This window comes from Bradyrhizobium erythrophlei (genome assembly GCF_042430365.1).
GTDB lineage: Bacteria > Pseudomonadota > Alphaproteobacteria > Rhizobiales > Xanthobacteraceae > Bradyrhizobium > Bradyrhizobium erythrophlei.
This window is the reverse complement of sequence record NZ_JBHMET010000232.1, coordinates 68,442-88,061: the sequence shown is the minus strand read 5'-3', so window position 1 is coordinate 88,061 and position 19,620 is coordinate 68,442. Positions and strand designations below refer to the sequence as shown.

The 19,620-nt window shown below is 64.5% G+C and carries 19 protein-coding genes and 1 pseudogene; 11 read left to right on the top strand and 9 right to left on the bottom strand.

Annotated features, from left to right (window positions below; all coding sequences use genetic code 11):
* Nucleotides 1-16: 16 nt before the first annotated feature.
* From ACFFWD_RS35265 to ACFFWD_RS35255, 3 genes are all read right to left on the bottom strand, one after another.
* Nucleotides 17-490: a secondary thiamine-phosphate synthase enzyme YjbQ gene (locus ACFFWD_RS35265; protein ID WP_376973449.1), complete on the bottom strand. Its 474-nt coding sequence runs from the start codon at nucleotides 488-490 to the stop codon at nucleotides 17-19.
* A gap of 156 nt (nucleotides 491-646) precedes the next feature.
* Nucleotides 647-1,165 carry a hypothetical protein gene (locus tag ACFFWD_RS35260; protein ID WP_376973447.1) on the bottom strand — a complete coding sequence of 173 codons (519 nt, stop codon included), beginning with the start codon at nucleotides 1,163-1,165 and terminating at the stop codon, nucleotides 647-649.
* A gap of 31 nt (nucleotides 1,166-1,196) precedes the next feature.
* A complete protein-coding gene (locus ACFFWD_RS35255; protein ID WP_376973483.1) occupies nucleotides 1,197-1,820 on the bottom strand; it encodes a 2-hydroxychromene-2-carboxylate isomerase in 624 nt (207 codons plus the stop codon).
* 273 nt (nucleotides 1,821-2,093) lie between these two features.
* On the opposite strand from ACFFWD_RS35255, the gene ACFFWD_RS35250 reads away from it, so the two are divergent.
* The 5 genes from ACFFWD_RS35250 (at nucleotide 2,094) to ACFFWD_RS35230 (ending at nucleotide 4,691) form a co-directional block, all read left to right on the top strand.
* Nucleotides 2,094-2,465, top strand: coding sequence for an AtpZ/AtpI family protein (locus ACFFWD_RS35250; RefSeq protein WP_376973445.1), 372 nt, complete (start codon nucleotides 2,094-2,096; stop codon nucleotides 2,463-2,465).
* Nucleotides 2,466-2,537: 72 nt separating this feature from the next.
* The gene (locus tag ACFFWD_RS35245) at nucleotides 2,538-3,287 is read left to right on the top strand and encodes a F0F1 ATP synthase subunit A (RefSeq protein ID WP_376973443.1); all 750 of its coding nucleotides are present in this window, start codon (nucleotides 2,538-2,540) and stop codon (nucleotides 3,285-3,287) included.
* Nucleotides 3,288-3,340: 53 nt separating this feature from the next.
* The gene (locus tag ACFFWD_RS35240) at nucleotides 3,341-3,571 is read left to right on the top strand and encodes a F0F1 ATP synthase subunit C (protein WP_291602905.1); all 231 of its coding nucleotides are present in this window, start codon (nucleotides 3,341-3,343) and stop codon (nucleotides 3,569-3,571) included.
* A gap of 63 nt (nucleotides 3,572-3,634) precedes the next feature.
* The gene (locus ACFFWD_RS35235; protein ID WP_376973440.1) at nucleotides 3,635-4,201 is read left to right on the top strand and encodes a F0F1 ATP synthase subunit B; all 567 of its coding nucleotides are present in this window, start codon (nucleotides 3,635-3,637) and stop codon (nucleotides 4,199-4,201) included.
* A 4-nt stretch (nucleotides 4,202-4,205) separates the two neighbouring features.
* Complete coding sequence (locus tag ACFFWD_RS35230; protein ID WP_376973438.1) at nucleotides 4,206-4,691, top strand: F0F1 ATP synthase subunit B family protein; 486 nt, start codon at nucleotides 4,206-4,208, stop codon at nucleotides 4,689-4,691.
* 84 nt (nucleotides 4,692-4,775) lie between these two features.
* On the opposite strand, the gene ACFFWD_RS35225 is transcribed toward ACFFWD_RS35230, so the two are convergent.
* From ACFFWD_RS35225 to thrC, 4 genes are all read right to left on the bottom strand, one after another.
* A complete protein-coding gene (locus tag ACFFWD_RS35225) occupies nucleotides 4,776-5,426 on the bottom strand; it encodes a hypothetical protein (RefSeq protein WP_376973436.1) in 651 nt (216 codons plus the stop codon).
* A gap of 117 nt (nucleotides 5,427-5,543) precedes the next feature.
* Complete coding sequence (locus tag ACFFWD_RS35220; protein ID WP_376973434.1) at nucleotides 5,544-6,131, bottom strand: GNAT family N-acetyltransferase; 588 nt, start codon at nucleotides 6,129-6,131, stop codon at nucleotides 5,544-5,546.
* Between the two features lie 73 nt (nucleotides 6,132-6,204).
* Nucleotides 6,205-7,494 carry a M16 family metallopeptidase gene (locus tag ACFFWD_RS35215; protein ID WP_376973432.1) on the bottom strand — a complete coding sequence of 430 codons (1,290 nt, stop codon included), beginning with the start codon at nucleotides 7,492-7,494 and terminating at the stop codon, nucleotides 6,205-6,207.
* Nucleotides 7,491-8,909: a threonine synthase gene (thrC, locus tag ACFFWD_RS35210; protein ID WP_376973430.1), complete on the bottom strand. Its 1,419-nt coding sequence runs from the start codon at nucleotides 8,907-8,909 to the stop codon at nucleotides 7,491-7,493. Before thrC ends, ACFFWD_RS35215 begins: the two co-directional genes overlap by 4 nt.
* A gap of 1,046 nt (nucleotides 8,910-9,955) precedes the next feature.
* Between thrC and ACFFWD_RS35205 the strand changes: the two are divergent.
* Nucleotides 9,956-10,843 (top strand): annotated as a pseudogene (locus ACFFWD_RS35205) (caspase family protein); the annotation flags it as partial.
* Between the two features lie 39 nt (nucleotides 10,844-10,882).
* Nucleotides 10,883-12,193, top strand: coding sequence for a tetratricopeptide repeat protein (locus ACFFWD_RS35200; RefSeq protein WP_376973481.1), 1,311 nt, complete (start codon nucleotides 10,883-10,885; stop codon nucleotides 12,191-12,193).
* Nucleotides 12,194-12,349: 156 nt separating this feature from the next.
* Here ACFFWD_RS35200 and ACFFWD_RS35195 read toward each other — a convergent pair whose 3' ends face one another.
* Entirely contained in the window at nucleotides 12,350-13,894 is a 1,545-nt protein-coding gene (locus ACFFWD_RS35195; RefSeq protein WP_376973428.1) for a 4-hydroxyphenylacetate 3-hydroxylase family protein, read from the bottom strand.
* Between the two features lie 88 nt (nucleotides 13,895-13,982).
* On the opposite strand from ACFFWD_RS35195, the gene ACFFWD_RS35190 reads away from it, so the two are divergent.
* The gene (locus ACFFWD_RS35190; RefSeq protein ID WP_376973426.1) at nucleotides 13,983-14,606 is read left to right on the top strand and encodes a TetR/AcrR family transcriptional regulator; all 624 of its coding nucleotides are present in this window, start codon (nucleotides 13,983-13,985) and stop codon (nucleotides 14,604-14,606) included.
* Nucleotides 14,607-14,610: 4 nt separating this feature from the next.
* Nucleotides 14,611-15,144, top strand: a complete 534-nt coding sequence (locus ACFFWD_RS35185) for an isochorismatase family protein (protein ID WP_376973424.1) — start codon at nucleotides 14,611-14,613, stop codon at nucleotides 15,142-15,144.
* Between the two features lie 246 nt (nucleotides 15,145-15,390).
* Here ACFFWD_RS35185 and ACFFWD_RS35180 read toward each other — a convergent pair whose 3' ends face one another.
* A complete protein-coding gene (locus ACFFWD_RS35180; RefSeq protein ID WP_376973422.1) occupies nucleotides 15,391-16,110 on the bottom strand; it encodes a Crp/Fnr family transcriptional regulator in 720 nt (239 codons plus the stop codon).
* 107 nt (nucleotides 16,111-16,217) lie between these two features.
* Here ACFFWD_RS35180 and ACFFWD_RS35175 point away from each other — a divergent pair, with 107 nt between their 5' ends.
* Nucleotides 16,218-17,651 carry a serine hydrolase domain-containing protein gene (locus ACFFWD_RS35175; RefSeq protein WP_376973420.1) on the top strand — a complete coding sequence of 478 codons (1,434 nt, stop codon included), beginning with the start codon at nucleotides 16,218-16,220 and terminating at the stop codon, nucleotides 17,649-17,651.
* A 436-nt stretch (nucleotides 17,652-18,087) separates the two neighbouring features.
* Nucleotides 18,088-19,578: a hypothetical protein gene (locus ACFFWD_RS35170; RefSeq protein ID WP_376973418.1), complete on the top strand. Its 1,491-nt coding sequence runs from the start codon at nucleotides 18,088-18,090 to the stop codon at nucleotides 19,576-19,578.
* The last annotated feature ends 42 nt before the right edge of the window (nucleotides 19,579-19,620 follow it).

Sequence of the window (19,620 nt, the reverse complement as noted above, 5' to 3'; positions counted from 1 at the left end):
CGGGCGTGATCCGCGATCAGGCCCTGGTCGCGCCGACGAACTGCAGCACGATCTCGCGCCGGTGCGGACGGGCACGATGCTCGATCAGGTAGATGCCCTGCCAGGTGCCGAGCGCCATCTCGCCGTCAAGCACCGGGACCTGGAGCGAGGTTGCGGTCAGCATGGTCTTGATATGCGCCGGCATGTCGTCGGGACCCTCGGTATCGTGACGCCACCCTCCGTCCTCGGGCGCGGCGCGGTCGAGCGCCGTCATCAGATCCACCAGCACGGTGGGGTCGGCATTCTCCTGGATCGTCAGCGACGCCGAGGTGTGGCGGATAAACATGGTCACGACGCCCTCGCCGGCGTGCGCGTCACGCAGGAACGATGCGACCTCGCGCGTGAGGTCGGAGAAGCCCGCGCCCGAGGTTTGCACCGTGAGGCGCGACGAGATGATGGTGGTCGCGGCGACGGACGAAGGCGCAGAGCGCGATATTGCTTTCGGTGCCATTGTCTGCGTTCTCTCAACCCGTCGTCCCGGCGCAGGCCGGGACCCATACGCCGCGGCCCTTCGATTTCGAAGGCTCGGAGTTGATATCTTCCGTAACCAATGCGCATCGGTGGTTATGGGTCCCGGCCTTCGCCGGGACGACGTCAAAGTGCGACATCAAATCTTGCCGCCGTTGACGTCGCGCTGCACGCGATTGGCCATCTCGATCAGCCGACGCCACGCGCGCTCCAGGAACGACATCATGCGATCCATGTCGCGGTCGCTCGGCAACGGAATCTCGAGTTTGCGCTCGCCCTCGGCGACCTTCGGCTCCGGCTTCTTCAGCGCGTCCGCTTTCGGTAGCGCCTCCTCGATCTTGCCCGGTACGGTCGGCTCGCGCGCCGCGAGCTCGGCCTTCAGCCTGTCATTGTCGGCTTGCAGGCGGCCGATCTCGACATCCATCGCCGCCCGCTCGTCGGGCACCGCATAACAGGCCCAACCCGCACCGGAATTGCTGCAGGTCGAGACCGCACCGGTGCGCGTATCGAGCCGCAGGAAACCATCGGCCGCCGGCGACAGCACATAGCGACCGTTCTCGGTGTCCGGCGCCGATTGAGCGGCCGCCACGCCGCAGACGAAGAGGGCGCCAACCGCGATCGCGATGGGGAATTTCGAGGACGACGTCGCCATGCGCATGGGCTTGCTCCGTCTCAATCAGAACCCTGCCCTAGACTTCTGAGCTATAGGGCTTGCGGCCCGACTTCAACGCGTCTTCCAGCAATTCGATCCGGTCCTGCCCCCAAAACACCTCGCCGTCGAGCACATAGCCGGGGGAGCCGAACACGTCGGCTGAAATTGCATCCTGCCGGTTCTGCTCATAGGCCGCGCTGATTGCGTCCGTTCCTGAACGCGCGACGAGTTGCTTGCCGGGCAAACCGGCATCATCGGCGAGTTTTTCCACAATTGCCGGATCGGCCAGGTTGAGCTGATGCTCCCAGACCGCGGGATAGGCCCGCTGCAGATAGGGATCGGGATCGAGGCCCGCTTCGATCGCCGCGATCGCGACCCCATCGGCGAGCCGCGGGTTGAACGGCCAGTTCGCGGGCTCAAGGTGGAAACTCAGCCCGCGCTTGTCGCGCCAGCGCTGCAGCTCGATCATCCGATAGCGCTGCCGCACCGGATGGCGCTTGGCAAGCGGCAGGCCGCCGGTCTCCGAAAACAGATCGATCAGCAGCACGGGGCGGTAATTTACCTTGAGATCGTAAGTACTTACGAGCTTCATAAAGGGCTTGTGGCCGATATAAGCCCACGGCGATTGAAGCGAGAAGTAGTAATCGACCTGACGCGGCATGAGGATCCCCGAACGCAAACGAGGGTGACTTTCGGCCATCCCAACAGAGCGATCGCACACGCGCAAGTTCGTTCCATTGCAGAACAGCTGCTGCACTGCGAACACTGCGTCACTCTGCCGTTGAATATCTCCAGATAAATCCAATGAAATCAAAGGAATAACTGGTTACGACGTAATCTTGACTTGATTAGACTCGGTAAGTATGGTCCGCGCGGCTTTTGACGGGGACGGGCGTAATTTCCATCAACCGCGGCTTCGGTTAGTGTTTGCAGCATGGCTGAAAACACAAACCACGACGCAAATGGGAATCGCGATCCTTCGTCCTCCGACGAAGCTGCGCTTTCCGCAAGGCTCGGAAATCTCGATCATCGGTTGTCTGAAGTTCGCGACAGCCGGAGAAAGAGGACTGATCAATCCGGAACTGAAAGCGGGGACAGTGCGGCCAGAGCTTCGGCGATGGCGCTCGGTTTTCGCCTTTCCTCGGAGTTGATCGCGGGCGTTGCCGTCGGGGCGGCGATTGGCTGGGGGTTCGACCGTTTGCTGTCGACATCGCCATTCGGCTTCATCGTGTTTTTGCTGCTCGGCTTCGTCGCCGGCGTGGTCAACGTGGTGAGGTCCGCTGGCGTGGCCTCGGGCAAGCGTTGAGCGCTGGCGGGAAGTCACGACATTTGAAATTCGATAACCGGCAGGACGGCCGGTGGACCAAGAGCCGCGCGGATGAAAATCGACCCGATCCATCAGTTCAATATCGAGCCCCTCTTCACGATCGGGCATATCGGCAATCACACGATCGCCTTCACCAATTCGTCCCTCTACATGCTGATCGCGGTCCTGGTGATCGCGCTCTTGATGCTGGCGAGCGGCCGCGAGCTGGTTCCGGGACGGCTGCAGTCGATCGCCGAGATCTCCTACGAATTCGTCGCCAGCACGATTCGCGGCACCGCCGGTGCGGACGGCATGAAGTTCTTCCCGCTGATCTTCTCGCTGTTCATGTTCATCTGCGTCTCGAACCTGGTCGGCATCATTCCCTACACGTTCACGATCTCGAGCCATCTGATCGTCACCGCGGCGCTCGCGCTGCTCGTGTTCTTCACGGTCCTGATCTACGGCGTCTACAAGAACGGCTTGAAGTTCTTCAAGATCTTCGTGCCGTCGGGCGTTCCGATCTACATCCTGCCGCTGGTCATGTTCATCGAGATCCTGTCGTTCTTCCTGCGGCCGGTCTCGCACAGCGTGCGTCTGTTCGCCAACATGCTGGCCGGCCACATCGCGCTGAAGGTGTTCGCGGGCTTCGTCGCCATGCTCGGCGTTTCGCTCGGCGCGATCGGCTGGATCGGCGGCGTGCTGCCGCTGGCGCTCACCGTCGCGCTGACCGCGCTCGAATTGCTGGTCGCCTTCCTGCAAGCCTATGTGTTTGCGATCCTGACCTGCATCTACCTCAACGACGCCATTCATCCGGGACACTAAGCGGTCCGGGGAATTCCACCCTCACATCAGTCTTTCTTTCCAAGGAGCTAAAAATGGAAGCGGCAGCAGCTAAACTTATCGGCGCGGGCATCGCGTGCATCGGCATGGGCGGCGCGGGCGTCGGTGTGGGCATCATCTTCGGCAACTACCTTGCCGCGGCGGTGCGCAATCCTTCGGCTGCTCAGGGCCAGTTCGGCAACCTGATCTTCGGCTTCGCCGTGACCGAAGCGCTCGGCATCTTCTCGCTGCTGATCGCGCTGCTCCTGCTGTTCGTTCCGCTCTGATCCGAGCGGCACCCCTTCGCGCCGCCTTCAGGGCGGCGCGCATGACAGCAACAGGAGAACACCATGGCTGAGAGTCATGGCGAGGCAAAAGGCCAGAAAGCCGGCGCCCACACCGAGACGGACGGCGGACATCACGGCGGAACCTTTCCTCCGTTTGATTCGTCCAACTACGCCTCGCAGCTGGTGTCGCTGGTCATTGCGTTCGTCGCGCTTTACCTGATCGTGTCGCGTATCGCACTGCCGCGTGTCGGCGGGACGATCGATGCACGCCAGAACAAGATCGAGGGCGATCTGGCCGAGGCGCAGAAGCTGAAGGACGAATCCGACGCTGCGCTGAAGGCCTATGAGAGCGAGCTGGCGAATGCGCGCGCCCGCGCGCAGGCGATCGGCAACGAGACCCGCGAGAAGCTGAACGCGGCCTCCGAAGCGGAACGCAAGGCGCTGGAAGCGAAGCTGGCGAGCAAGCTCGCCGACGCCGAGAAGCAGATCGCAACGACCCGGACCAATGCCATGAGCAACGTCCGCGGCATCGCGGCGGATGCGGCCGGCGCCATCGTCCAGCGGCTGTCCGGCGTGACGCCGGACGTCAATGCGGTCAACAGCGCCGTCGACGCCTCGCTGAAGGGATAAGCGGATGTTTTTCGAACCGGAAACCTGGGTTGCGATCGCGTTCGTCATCCTGATGATCGTGTTCGCCTATCTCGGCGTCCACCGCACGCTGCTGACGGCGCTCGATCACCGCGCCGAGCGCATCAAGGCCGAGCTGGACGACGCCCGCCGTCTGAAGGACGAGGCCGCCAAGCTGCTCGGCGAGTACAAGGCTCGCCGCGCCAGCGCGGAGCGCGAGGCCGAGGAGATCATCTCGGGCGCCAAGGCCGAGGCTGAGCGGATCGCGGCCGAAGCCAAGACCAAGATGGAGGATTTTGTCGCGCGGCGGACCAAGACCGCCGAGAGCAAGATCGCCATGGCCGAGGCTCAGGCCCTGGCCGACGTCCGCGCCGCCGCGGCCAACGCCGCGGTCGCCGCCGCCTCGACCATCCTGTCGCAGTCGGTGAAGGGCTCGGTGGCCGACGACCTCGTCGGCAAGGGCATCGCCGAGGTTCGCGCCAAGCTGAACTGAAGCAATTCGAATTCGACAGAAAGCCGGCGCGAGATGATCGCGCCGGCTTTTTTGTTGGCTATCGTCCAAGCGTCGCCCGGAGCGCTACTTCTTCTTCGGCGCGCGCGGCTTCGGCTCGGGCTTCAGGGCCTGCGGATCGAAGCCGATATAGAAGATGTAGTTGTCGTTCTCGGCCGGCGGCGGCGCCGGATAAATGATGTCCTCGGCGACCAGGCTGAACGGCACGCTGCCGTTCTCGTCCATCTGGACCGTGGTCTGATAGGCCTTGGTGGCGATCGTCTTCTCCGACACGCCGCCGCGGACCACGGCGACGCGGAGCGGCACCTGCACCGTCGGCGGCGCGCCCGAAGGCCCGGCGATCACCCGCCCCTGGATCCCGATCTTGGCGGTGATCTGGCCATTGGCGAGGTTGCATTGCCGCGCCGTGCGGGTGATCGACGCCAGGAATTTGAGGTCGTTGCCGACCGGCTGCTTGCCGGGCGCGGCCACTGCATAGGTCGAGGCGCCGGCGCGGATCGTGACCGGCGGACAGGTCAATTCCGCATCGCTGTCGCTGAGCGCCGGCGGCGCCGCGGGCGGCTTGTCGCTCGGCTGGTCGGACGAGCCGCCGCCGAATAGGCTCTTGAAACGATCGCTCAGGGATTGCGCCGGCGCCGGCGTCGCCAACCATCCACAGCCGAGCCCGATCGAAACCGCCGCCACCAGCGCCAACCTGACCACGCGTCCGTCACCCATTCGAATTCCCAAAGCCTCCAAGTACCGGGTCAAGTCCCGGGTTCCCCGTTTCGCGGGCGTTATAGCAGGGCAATGGCGGCGAACCCAAGGCACCCGCCGATCAGCCGAAAGTCGGGATCAGCCGCGGAAATCCTCGTGCAGCAGGCCGAACAGCAGGTGATCCTGCCAGACCCCGTTGATGCAGAGATAGCGCCGCGCCAGGCCCTCGCGGGTGAAGCCGCATTTCTCCAGCACCCGGATCGACGGCGTGTTGGAGGGGATGCAGGCGGCCTCGATGCGGTGCAGATTGAGCTCGCCGAACAGCGACGGCAGCAGCACCCTGAGCGCGGTCGTCATGTAGCCGCGGTGCGCGTGAGGCTGGCCGACCCAATAGCCGATGGTGCCGGCCTGCACGATGCCGCGCCGGACATTGGCGAGCGTGATGCCGCCGATCATGACCCCGTCCGATTCGCGGAAGATGATGAACGGATAGGAGCGGTCGGCGGCGATGTCCTCGGCGTAGCGGCGCAGCCTGCGGCGGAAGCCGGCGCGGGTCAGGTCGTCGGACGGCCAGATCGGCTCCCACGGGGTCAGATAGGCGCGGCTGAATTCGCGCAACTGCGCCCATTGCGGAAAGTCCGACATTTGCGGCGCGCGCAGCAACAGCCCGTGGCCGCGGGGCATCAGCGCGGCAGGTCCACTGGATGGCAAACGAAACAGGGCCATGGCCCAACACTCCCCCGCCCGGATCCGGGCGCGACGCCCCTGCCCTGTCAGCCCAGCCTGTCCGGCCGTGGCCCTAGTGCAAAAGCGTCTTTGCCTTCGACTTCGTCAATCCTTCCGCAAAAGACACCGCCGTGTCCAGCCCTCTGCCGCTGCCAAGTGCGACGACGGCCGGGCGGCTGCGCGACAGCAGTGCACGTGCTGCATTGCGGGTCGATTCGACGCTGACCGCATCGATCCGCGCCACCAGTTCGTCCACGGTCTGCGGACGGCCATAGGCAAGCACGTGGCGTGCCAGTTGCTCGGCGCGCGACGAGCAGCTCTCCAGCGCCATCAACAGGCCGGCCTTCATCTGCGCCTTGGCCCGCGCCACCTCGGCCTCCGTCAGCGTCTCGACGGCGTCGTTGATGACGTCGACGATGACCTCCATCATCTCGGGCGCATCGGCCGGATCGGTCCCGGTGTAGAGGCCGAAGAAGCCGGTGTCGGTGTAGGGGGCGTGGAAGGTGTAGATCGAGTAGCAGAGCCCGCGCTTCTCGCGCACCTCCTGGAACAGCCGCGACGACATCCCGCCACCCAGCGTGTTGGTGAACACCTGCAGCGAGAACAGCGACAGATCGGTCTGCGGCACGCCTTCGAGCGCCAGCGTCAGATGCGCCTGCTCGAGCTCGCGATGCACCACGCGCGATCCGCCCTTGCCGAACATGGCAGGCGCCGGCTTCGGCGCCGGCGTCGCCTCGAAGCTTGCAAACTTCTGCACGACGTCCTCGACGATGCGCTTGTGATCGACCGCGCCGGCGGCGGCCACCACCATGTCGGGCCCGCGGTAATGCGTCGACAGGTAGCCGCGCAGCATGTCGCGGTTGAAGCTCTTCAGCGTTTTCGCGGTGCCGAGCAGCGAACGGCCCATCGCCTGGTCCGGATAGCAGAGCTCGTTGAGATGCTCGAACACAACGTCGTCGGGCGTATCCTGCGCAGCGCCAATCTCCTGCACGATGACGCTCTTCTCGCGCTCGAGCTCGTCGGGCACGAAGGAGGGATTGGCGAGGATGTCGGAGAGCACGTCGAGCGCCAGTGGCACGTCAGCCTTCATCACCCGCGCATAATAGGCCGTGGTCTCGGTCGAGGTGCCGGCATTGAGGTCGCCGCCGACCGCCTCGATCTCCTCGACGATCTCGCGCGAAGAGCGCCGCGTGGTGCCCTTGAACGCCATGTGCTCCAGGAGATGCGAGATGCCGTGCTCGTTCGGCTTCTCGTCTCGCCCGCCGACGCCGGCCCAGACCCCGAGCGCCGCGGTCTCCAGATGCGGCATGGTGTCGGTGACGACGGTGAGCCCGGTCGGAAGCTTGGTGACTTCAACGCTCATCCGATGGCTCCCTGCTTGGCCGCACGGCTGACCGACAGCACGAAGCGTTCGACTTCAGCGGAATCGTTCTTCATCACCGTTATCTGTTCGGATTTGGCCATCAGGCCGTCGAGCCAGGCCGGCAGTTGCGGCCGTACGCCGCACGCCGCCTCGACCGCATCGGGGAACTTGGCCGCATGCGCGGTCGACAGCACAATGTTCGGGATCGTCGAATCCGAGGTGTCGCGGTCGGCGACCGTAAGTGCCACCGCGGTGTGGGGATCGACGAGATCGCCGGCCTCGCGCCAGGCCGCGCGGATTGCGGCCGAGGTCTCGGTTTCATCGGCACGGCCGGCATCGAAATCGCGGCGCACGGCGGCCAGCGTCGCATCCGGCAGCACGAAACGGCCGGACTGCTTCAGCGAGGCCATCAGGCGGCGGATCTGCGCGGCATCGCGCCCGCTCGCCTCGAACAGCAGCCGCTCGAAATTCGAGGATACCTGGATGTCCATCGACGGCGACGTCGTGGCGTGCACCTCGCGCACCTCATAGTTGCCGGTCTTCAGCGTGCGCGGCAGGATGTCGTTGACGTTGGCGGCAATCCGCAGCCACCGGATCGGCAAGCCCATGCGCTTGGCCACATAGCCGGCGAAGATGTCGCCGAAGTTTCCGGTCGGGACCGTGAAATCCACCGTCCGCTGCGGCGCGCCGAGCGCGACCGCCGAGGTGAAGTAGTAGACCACCTGGGCCACGATGCGCGCCCAGTTGATCGAGTTGACTCCCGACAGCGCGACCGCATCGCGGAAGCGGTGATTGTTGAACATCTCCTTCACGATCGCCTGGCAATCGTCGAAGGTGCCCTCGATCGCCAACGCGTGCACATTGGCCGCGCCCGTCGTCGTCATCATGCGGCGCTGCACCTCGGAGATGCGGCCGTTCGGAAACAGCACGATGAGGTCGACATTGTCGAGATTGGCAAAGGCTTCGACCGCGGCGCCACCGGTGTCGCCCGAGGTCGCGACCACGATGGTGGTGCGCTGCGCGCGCTTGGCCAGCACATGATCCATCAGCCGCGAGATCAATTGCATCGCGACGTCCTTGAACGCCAGCGTCGGCCCGTGGAACAGCTCAAGCAGGAACTGGTTCGGCCCGATCTGGTCGAGCGGCACCACGGCGGGATGGCGGAAGGTGGCATAGGCCTCGTTGGCCATGCGCCCGAGATCGGCCTCGGAGATCTCGCCCGCGACAAACGGGCGGATCACCTCGACCGCGACTTCCCAATAGGGGCGACCGAAGAAGGCGGCGATGGTCTCGGGCGTGAGCTGCGGCCAGGTCTCCGGCACGTAGAGACCGCCGTCACGGGCGAGCCCGGTCAGCATCACATCACAGAAGCCCAGGCTTGGGGCTTCGCCCCGTGTCGAAATATACCGCGTCAAACCACCCTCCAAAGGCTTCGATCCGAGCCTTAAGCCTTTGATATCTTGGAATTATCGAGTTCGTCCAATGCGAACCAGCAAGGCACCATAGAAGATAGAGGCGGCAAAGGGTAGCCCGAGGATGCGCTGTGGGGGCGCTCAAATCGGGTGCGGCGGGCCCCCCGCCCCGCGCGTCATTGCGCGGAGCTCGCGACAAAATTGCAAAGCAATTTTGCGCTGAAGCGACGAAGCAATCCATGCCTCCGCAAGTGGAGACATGGATTGCTTCGCTTCGCTCGCAATGACGGTGCCTGGCATTTGAGCAAGAATCCGCGTTCTCGCGGCGCGATGCGTCCGAGGTTTGCCGTTCGTTTCGCCACTCCACTTGAGCAGAGGGCGCAGGGAAAGCCGGGCGCCGATTGCACCCATGGGTCCGGTGCAACAAAAAGCACCGGAGGTCGGACCACAGGTGAGACCGGAAACACGCCGGCTTTCCCTGCGCGATGGGTTACGGCTTATTTCGTGCTCTCCCCGGTGAGACCAGGCTTGTTTGTCACCGTCTTCGCAAAGACGCTCCGCGTCTTGCGAGGAGACACCTGCCACTGGGGCGTCAGGACCACACGACTTCGCCGTCCGCTGCGTTGCGCGCTCGTCTTGCGCACGATCAGCGTCCACCGCATCTCACCGCAACACTCGTGACGATCGCGACGCGCCCCTCAATCGGGTGAGACGGGCGAATTTAGATCACTGATTTGCCCGACGACGGAAGCGGAATATTTTCTCAAGGAGGGCTCGACAGGTTTTTGCTGATTTGCCCGTCGCCTCCCCGGCATTGATGGTGCAGAGCAAAGGTCGCCCGCTCGCGCCTGCCCCGAACTTGATCCGGAAATCGGCGCCACGTGAGGACAACACATCAAAGGGATGCTTCGATCCTTTTCGATTGCAACCCGTCAGGCTATGGACCTGGACGCCGAGAGTTTTGCCGCAACCCAATTCAATGGCCATGCTCCGGCAGGTTAGATTGATTTGCGCTTCGCTTTTTGCTGCCGGTCCAAGGATTTTTCGAGATGAAATATCGCCTGCTCTTCGCGATCCTGCTTTCCGTCAGCCTGGCAAGCCCGGCGCTGGCCGAGAAGCGGGTCGCGCTGGTGATCGGCAATTCTTCGTATCGGAACGTCGCGCCGTTGGACAATCCGACCAACGACGCCGCGCTGATGGCGGAGACGCTGAAAGACCTCGGGTTCAATCTGACGGGTGGCGGCGCCCAGCTCAACCTGGACAAGCGGGCCGTGGACGAAGCGGTGCAGGCGTTCGGACGTCAGGTCCAAGGCGCCGATGTTGCTCTATTCTACTATGCGGGACACGGCGTCCAGGTGCGCGGCTCCAATTACCTTGTTCCCGTCAATGCCAATCCGACGCGTGAAGCCGACGTTGATTTCCAGATGGTCGACCTCAATGTCGTGCTCAATCAGATGCAGGGCTCGGGTACGCGGCTCAACGTGATCATCCTGGATGCCTGCCGCAACAATCCGTTCGGCGGTCGCGGCCTGCGCTCCTCGGAAGGCGGGCTTGCACAGCTCCGTGCACCCGATGGCACGCTGATTTCGTATGCCACGCAGCCGGGCAACGTGGCGCAGGACGGCAGCGATGGCCACAGTCCCTACACGCGCGCGCTGGCCTCGACGATGAAACGGCCGGCGCTTGACCTGTTTCAGACCTTCAACGAGGTCGGTCTCTCCGTGAAGCGGATGACCGGCGGCGCTCAACAGCCTTGGGTCTCGTCCTCTCCGATAGACGGCAGCTTCTATTTCACAGGTTCGCCTCCTGCCGCGTCCGCAACCGCAATCATGCCCCACCAGGATGCGCCGCCGCCGGAGCCGGCGCGGCAGGAGGCGCGGCTGGCCGAGCCGACAGAGCCGGCGCCTGCGGATGGCTTCATCACCGACTGCGACCGGCAGGCCGCCAATCCCGCCGATCCGCAACGCCCCAAGGGCGTGAGGGGCGTGAAGCTCGGTGAAATTCAGATCGTCCCGGCGCTCGCTGCCTGTAACCAGGCCTTGCGGCAATATCCCGACGTCGTGCGTTTTGTGTATCAGGCCGGTCGGGTTGCGCACGCCCAGAAGGATTTCCCGCTCGCGAAGCAACTCTACGAAAAAGCCGCCAGCCAGAACTACGTCGCAAGCTACGTCAACCTCGGCGCGCTCTCGTTTCAGGGAAGCGGAACGCCGAAGGACTACGACGCGGCACGCAACTGGTATGAAAAAGCGGTTGCCGCCAACGATCCTGCGGGCCTGAACGCGATTGGTCATCTCTACGAGCAAGGCAACGGGGCGCCGAAGGACTACGCGCAAGCGCGCATATGGTACGAGAAGGCCAGTGCGGCCGGTGCGAACATCGCAAACGCCAACCTGGGCCGTCTCTATCTGGAAGGGAAAGGCGTTGCGCAGGACCCCGCGCGCGCGCGAAGGCTGTTTGAAACGGCGGCCGCCGCCGGGGAGCCGAGCGGCATGCGGTTGCTTGGCTATCTGCACGACCGGGGAATCGGCGTCGCGCAGGACCCGGTGCAGGCACGTCAATGGTATGAAAAGGCCGCAGCCGGCGGAGATACGACCGCGATGAACAATCTTGGCTGGCTTTACGAACAGGGCAAGGGCGTTGCGAAAGATTACGGTGAAGCGCGCAGATGGTACGAGAAAGCCAGCGCGGCCGGCATGAAAATGGCGACGGCCAATCTCGGGCGCCTCTACCAGGAAGGTAGCGGCGTGCCCGTGGACTCGGGGCGGGCACGAAGCCTGTATGAGACGGCCGCCAACGCAGGCGAGCCCTCCGGCATGAGGTCGCTCGGTTTTCTATATGACCGCGGCATGGGAGTTCCCAAGGATCCCGTCCAGGCGCGTCAGTGGTATGAGAAGGCGGCGGCCGCAGGCGACGCCACGGCAATGAACAATCTCGGCTATCTGTATGAACAGGGTAGCGGGATTGGGAAGAATCTCGATGAAGCACGCAAATTGTACGAGAAAGCCGCAAGCCTCGGCCAGCTCTACGCGATGATAAACCTCGGCAACCTCTATCGCGACGGCCGCGGCGTTGCGAAAGATTATGCGCAAGCGCGCGCCTGGTATGAGAAAGCGGCGGCCGGTGGCCAGACTCACGCCATGATACAGATCGCCGCCCTCTACCTGCAGGGACACGGCGTGGCCAAGGATCTTGCGCAGACCAGGAAATGGCTCGAAATGGCGGCCGCCGGCGGCGATGCCTCCGCCGCCAAGGCCTTGAGCCAGTTGGGCGGAGGGAAGAAGAAATAGCTTCGCCTCCTTAGGGTAGGCGCCCCCAATGCTGAGCCGATAAGGCGCGCCTTGCGGTGGACTGCAGGCGCCGGGCGGGTCGTCGCAGACCGGATCAACGTGGCACTGCCGGTTGATCGTCCCCGATCACGGGGCCACCGGCCGCGCCACCACGAGCTACTCCGCCGCGCCCTCCAACGCCGCCGCATGCTGGGGCGGCTCCGGCACCTCGCATCCGGTCGCGCAACAGCGGCCGGGCTGTTTCGAGACGCGGCGTCCCTCGTCGAGGATGCCGCGATCGAGCAGGTTCTCGACCAGCTCGACCTTCTCCATCACCGGATAGTTGCGCCAGATCTCGCGCTTCATCGCTTCGGGCGAGCCGCCGCCGTGCAGCGAGATCACCGAATACCACCCGGCCTCGCGCGAGATCGTCAGGTCCTCGATGAGGCGCGCGACCTCGGCGCGTTGCTCAGCGGGGATATCGGGCCGCCCGCCCATGACCGCGGCCAGCGACGCTTTTGTCTCCGGATTGTGGTCTTCCTCCGGTCCCGGCAGGGCGACGATCAGGCCGCCCGAGACGTAGTGCGCCACGCGGTGCATGTCGTAGATCTTGGTGGCGAGCAGCAGCTTGCCGATGTTGGAGAACACCGCGTCGGGCATCACCGATCCGGCAGGATCCCTGGTGCAGTAGACCGACGAGGCGACGCCACAGGCATAGAAGCTTTCGGTGATGGTGATGAGCTCGACCATCGCTTCGCGGATGTGGGCGTGACGCTCGACGTCGAGCCCGTTGGCCTCGATCATCAGGGCGCTGGCGCCGATCAGGAGATCGCCGAACCCGGCGCGGGCGCCGATGCAGGAATGCCGGTGGTGGGTCGCGTAGGACGTCGTGAGGAAGCCGCCCTCCTCGGTCTCGCCGGCCAGGAAGACTCGGTCGTGCGGAACGAAGACGTCGTCGAAGATCACGACGCCGACCGACTGGCCATATCTGGCGGAAAATTTTGCCGCAGCTTCGCCGGGGCGCCCGGCCGGACGGGCGATGATGGTCACGCCGGGCGCGTCGCACGGAACGGCACAGCACACGGCGAAATCCTTGTCCTCCGGACTGTGGGTTCGGCACGGCATGACGAGGAATTCGTGCATGTAGGGCGCACCGGTGACGATCGCCTTGGTGCCGCGGATGACGATGCCGTCTGGCCGGCGCTCCTTGATGTGAACGTAGACGTCGGGATTGGCTTGCTTGCCCGGACGCTTCGATCGATCGCCCTTGGCGTCGGTCATCGCCACGCCGAGCGTGAGATCCTTGTCCTGCACGTCGTGGAGATAGGCGAGGAAACGCTGGCCGTAGTCGGTGCCGTGCCGGCCGTCGGTCAGCTTGGTCGCCTGATAGATGCCGTTCAACGCGTCATGGGTCAGATAGCGCTGCGCACATCCGACCGTCTTGCAGACCAGGCGTACGGCCTCGAGCTTGAACAGCAGGTCCTGCGAGGTCTCGTTGATGTGCAGCATCCGGTTCACGGTCTTGCCGGAGGTGCCTTGCCGCGCCGTCATGATCGGCACGTGCTCCTTGCGAAGCGCGAAATCGTAGGTGACGCCCACGCCGGCGACGCCGGGCGCGAGCAGCGGCTCGTCGGCGACGCTCGCCACGGTGTTTCCGTTGACGAAGACCCGCGGCTTGTAGGCGCGAAGGGATTCCCGGTAGTCGGCACCCGACATCAGCATGACGGCCATCCCTCTTGTTTAAATAATTGAACGATGTTAAAATTTTAACACCGTTAGAATTACTGTCAAGCGAGATCCGAGGAGGCAGATGGGCGAGAAGCGGCAGAGCCGGCGCGAGGCGGTCAGCGGGCACAAACGCGAGCTCATCCTCGACGCGGCGAAGCAGGTCTTCGCGGAGGAGGGGCTGGAGGGCGCGAGCCTCCGGGCGATCGCGGTCCGCGCCGGCTACACACCGGCGGCGCTTTACTTCCACTTCGAGTCCAAGGATGCGATCTATGCGGAGCTGTTGAAGGCCTCCCTCGCTTCGTTGGGCGCCACGGTCGACCGGGCGGTCGCGCAAGCGCGGACGCCGGCACAGAAGCTGAAGGCCGCGGCGATCGCGTTCTTTCGCTTCTACGCGGAACATCCGCGGGATCTGGACCTCGGCTTCTACCTGTTCCGCGGCGGCATGAAGCCGGCGGGTCTCGGGCATGAGCGGGATGAGGCCTTGAACGCGGCGCTCGAGGCCGCGCTGCGGCCGATCGCCGAGGCTGCGATCGCGCTCGGGGCCTCCAGGCAGAAGGCCAATCTCCTGATGGTCGATTGTTTCGCGCACGCCACGGGACTGCTGCTATTGCTCCACACCGGCCGCATCCGGATGTTCGGCGCATCGGCGCCGGAGCTGATGGAAGCCTATGTCAAGGACCGGATCGCCCACCTTTCGGAAGGGTGACATCATGCTGACCATCGACCCCAAACGTTCCCTCCTCCTCCTCGTCGACTTCCAGGCGCGGTTGATGCCGGCGATCCATGACGGCGAGGCCGCCGTCCGACATGCGAACCGGCTGCTTGCGGCTGCGAAGCTGCTCGACATCCCGTATGTGTTCACCGAACAGAACGCGAAGGGCCTGGGGGCGACCGTCGCGGGCTTACCGGTCGAGAATGACCGGCTGGTTCACAAGCAGTTCTTCGACGCGTGCCGGGAGGGCGGCTTTCTCGAACGCATTCCCGTCGACGCACAGGTCGTCGTCGCCGGTTGCGAGGCTCACGTCTGCGTCCAGCAGACGGTGCTCGGCCTGCTGCAAGCGTCCCGAAAGGTCTACGTGGTGCGCGACGCGCTCGGCTCGCGCCGTCAGGAAGACAAGGAGACCGCGATCCGGCGCATGGAGCGCCATGGCGCGGAGATCGTCACGACCGAGATGGCCGTCTTCGAATGGCTTCAGACCGCCGAGCATCGGAATTTTCGCGACGCGATTGCGCTGATCAAGTAAGCGCCGCCGGCGACGCGCATGATGCGCGCGCCTTCGAGGCTGACTGAAAAAGCGAACGTTGAAATCCGGCTCTTTCATCTAGCGCCGTCATGCCCGGCCTTGGGCCGGGCATCCACGTCTTTGCCTTAGTCGCAAAAGAAAGACGTGGATGGCCGGGACAAGCCCGGCCATGACGAAAGAAAAACGAGTCGTTCTCAGTCGATTGGAAAGGCACTGAAAGTACCGCGCGTTCGTCCGGTCAGACTCTTAGGAAGACCCCCGCGCCGCATCCCTGAGTCTGTTCGGGTCGAGGATACGGACGCCGCCGCGCTGACACTGAATGATCCTGTCCTGCTCCAGGTGCCGGAGCAGTTCGTTGACGGTCTGGCGGCTGAGCGAGAGCATCATTCCGAGGCGCTCCTGCGAGACGCGCACGCTGCTCGACGGCGCGGCCTTGCGCTGGCCATACCCTTCGAACAGATGGATCAGGCAACGCGCCAGCCGGACCCGAGGCGACTCCAGCGCCATGTCCTCAAGCAGCGAGAGCGCGATGCGTAGCTTGCGCACCAGCAAGCGTCCCAATTGCTGCCAGCGGAGCGGATCGTCGGCGAGAATTCTCGTCAGGTGACGCAACGGCAGGTGCAGCAAGGTCGATGCAACGTCAGCCCAGGCATCATGGGTGCGCACCCCGTCGTCGAACAACGCCACTTCGCCGAACCATTGCGGCGCTTCGGCGAGCGCGGCGATCGCTCCCTTGCCCGATGGCGCGATAGCGCCGAAGCAGACGGCGCCCGACATGACGCAATAAATGCCGTCGCTTCGGTCGCCGCGGTGGAAGACCGACTCGCCGGCGGCCAACACCATGATGCGCGACGATCCGAGCACAGCCTGCTGAAAGCCGGAATCGAGCGCGGCGAACCATTCGCTGCTGTTCAGGACGGCCAGTTGCTCCGGCGTCATCGCAGCTGACCTGACGACCTCGTTCATCCCTTGTCCTGCCTGCAATCGGTCCTCGCGCTGTGTCGGCTCGCCGACAGACGGGCGGCGCATGATGCGGCTATGCCATCGTCCGCGCAACACTGGGGATGAAGTGGATGATCTGGCTGCGGAAAAACTGGAAACTCGCTTCGACGCTGGCGTGCCTGGGATCGGCGGCTGCAGCCTTCATGGGGCGCGCCGCGCTGGTACGTGTGGCCGGCGTGCCGGTTCATTTCACGAGCCACCAGCTCTGCTCCGCGTCATTCGTGGCGGGCCTCGACCCCACGCAGTTCTTCAACGAAGCCATCAAGCCCAAGCTCGGCCCGCTCGGCGCTCTGCTCCGCTACGACATCGACCGGCAACAGCAGGAGGTCCGCGTCAGCCTTGCCGGCCTGATGCACAGCCGCGCGGTCCATGACGGTCCCTTCGGATGCCGCGTGCTGCATCCCGGACGCGAGGCGCGGTTCTTCAAGGGCGAAGCCGACGAGCACCAGGAAGGTGGCGCGCCGGCGCCGCCGCTCACGGCTCCCGGACTTGTCGCGCCTGTCAACGACGGATTGTCCGGGGCACTCGGCCACGCGTTTGCCGAATCCGTCTCCGGGCCGCGTCGCTTCACCAAGGCCGTCGTAGTCATGCATCGCGGCCGCATCGTCGGCGAGCGCTATGCGGAGGGCGTGACACCGGCGACGCCGCTGATCGGGTGGTCGATGACCAAGTCGGTGACCAACGCGCTGCTCGGCATTCTCGTGCGGAAGGGAATGCTGGATATGCACAAGCCAGCAGCGGTTGCCGAATGGTCGACGCCGGGCGATCCGCGCCAGGTGATCACGCCGGACCAGATGCTGCGCATGATGAGCGGCATCGGCTGCGGCCAGTCGCTGCATACGGGATTGACCACGCTGTTCGATGCCGACACCCAGATGGAGTTCGACATGGCCGACCAGTCGGCCTTCGCGGCCCATGCAGGCCTGCGGGCCAGGCCGGGAAGCGAGTGGCGGTACACCAACTGCAACTTCGTGCTGCTGTCGCGGATCATCCGCGATCTGGCCGGCGGCGACGCCAACGCCGCGCGACACTTCATCGCGCGGGAATTGTTCGCGCCGCTCGGCTTCGCGCACGCCACGCTCGAATATGACAGCGCCGGAGTGCCGCTGGGATCGATCCATCTGTGGGCCAGCGCCCGCGATTGGGCGCGGTTCGGCCAGTTGTGCCTGCGCGACGGCGTCACCGAGAGCGGGCAACGGATCCTGCCGGAAGGCTGGGTCGACTACTCCGCCGAACTCACCCCGCAAAGCGGCGACGAGTATGGCTATGGCGCGGGCTTCTGGACCCAGCGCGGGAACTCGACCGCCGCCCGCGCGCGCATTGCAGCCGGCATGCCGGCCGACAGCTTCATGGCCGTCGGCAGCCAGGGCCAGTACACGATCATCATCCCCTCCGAGGACGTCGTAATCGTGAGGATCGGTTGGGCCTACACCCCAAACGACGACCGCATCGCGACCGAGCGCCTGGTCAGGGAAACCATCGCAGCGCTGCAACCGGGGAGATGACCCGCCGGGCCGCTAGACCGCGATGGTTCTTGGTTGAATCGGCTTGTCTGCAGACTCGCTGCACCTCTCCCGCTTGCGGGGTCGAGAGGAGCGAAGCTCGCTCTTAGGTCGACGCGCGTAGCGCGGCGGGTGGGGGCTCTCTCCACAGTACGATTCGTGGAGAGAGCCCCCACCCCGGCCCTCCCCCGCAAGCGGAGGGAGGGCAGCGTCTTCCCGGTCCGCCAATTCGACCAAATCTCATGACGCTATAGAGAACATGCCCGCTCCATACCGTTCTCCGGACATCCCTCGGCCTGCGGCGGTCCAATTGCACGGCTGATCTTCACCCAACCTTAAATCGACCCTGCTTAAGGTCGCCGCCGTTTGCATCTGGCCGTGCACGCCCAGAGCATGCAGGGCCCGCCGGAGGCGCGCTTCGACCGTGAGAGGCTCAGCCATGGACGCGCTGGAGGCCTGGGGCAAGCCCGGGCTCGATAGAGGGCCGATGAGCATCAGTCCTTTGGTCCAGAGGTCCGGACTCTACGTCTTCGTGATCGCATTCGCATGCGTGTACTACCTGCTGAACGCGCCGCTGCTGCTTGGCCACTATGATCTGGGCTGGCATCTGGCCGCCGGAGACCTCATCAGGGAGCGGGGCCATGTCCCGCTGCAGGATCCATGGTCATTCACCCATGGCGACAAGCAGTGGTACAATCTGTCGTGGCTGTGGGACGTGATCGCCAGCGTCGTGTTTCAATACACAGGCTTCGGTGGGCTCGTCGTCTTTGTCGTCGCATGTGGCGCAATCATCGTCGGATACCTGGCGTCCACGGGCCTCCGCAGCGGCGCCTCGACGACTGCGGTTTGCATCGCCGTCTTCACCGCGTCCCTGCTCTACCCCACCTTCTCGACGGCCCCCAATATCTATCTCGCTGCTTCGCCAAACATGGCGACGATGTTGTTCTGCGTTATTTTCTACGCAGAGTGCTTGAAGAGAACGCGCTGGTTTCTGCTGCCGGTGATGATGGTCCTCTGGACCAATCTGCATGGCGGCTTTCTGCTCGGCTTTCCGATCATCGGCGCCTTTGCCGCCGTGGCGCTGCTGCGGCGGGATTGGGTTGATGTCAGGACCTACAGCCTCGCGGGAATTGGCTGCCTGCTTGCCATCCTGATCAATCCGCTTGGCTGGCACGTCTACGATGGCGTCGCGGCGACGCTCGGCCACTTCGTGCAAGCCAACATCACCGAGTGGCAGTCCTATTCCGAGAACATGGTGATGCCGGGGAGCATTCCCGGCATGGTCTACATCGTGATGTTCGTTTGGCTCGAGCTGCGCGACCGGGCATCCTGTCCGGTTCCGCTGGAGGCGCGGCTATTGTCCTGGCTGTTCCTGCTGCTGGGATTCTACCAGTTCAGGTACATGTCGCTGTTCATCGTGTTCTCCACGGTTCCGCTGGCGCTGCACATCGATCGGTTGCTGCCCAAACGGCTGAATGAAACCAGGATCCAGCGCGCGTTGCTGGCGGCCGGCCTCATCGCCGCCTGCGCGCTGCCGCTGACGTTCATGCACGTGAAGCCGGCGCTCGGGCTTCCGCAAATGCTTTCAGAGCAGGATGCGCTCTATCTTCAAACGCATTTTCCGCATGCGCGGCTTCTCAACCACTGGAACGTCGGTGGCATCCTGATCTTCCGCACCCGAGGTGCCGTGCCGGTGTTCGTGGATGGCCGAGCAGCGACCGCGTATCCCGATTCCCTGCTGCGCGACTATTTCAAGCTGCCCGAACGCGAGATCGACGAGGCCGCCTGGGACGCCGTGCTCGAGAAGTACAGGATCGATACCGTGCTGTGGGTCAAGGCGCATCAGCAGTTGCGGCGGTTTCTCGTCGACAAGCGGGGCTGGAAGGAAGCTTACGCCGGGGCGTCGCAGAGCATCTACGTCAAGCCGTGACGCCTGACGTTTTGGCACGGCCGATCGGGGCGGCCCGTTGAG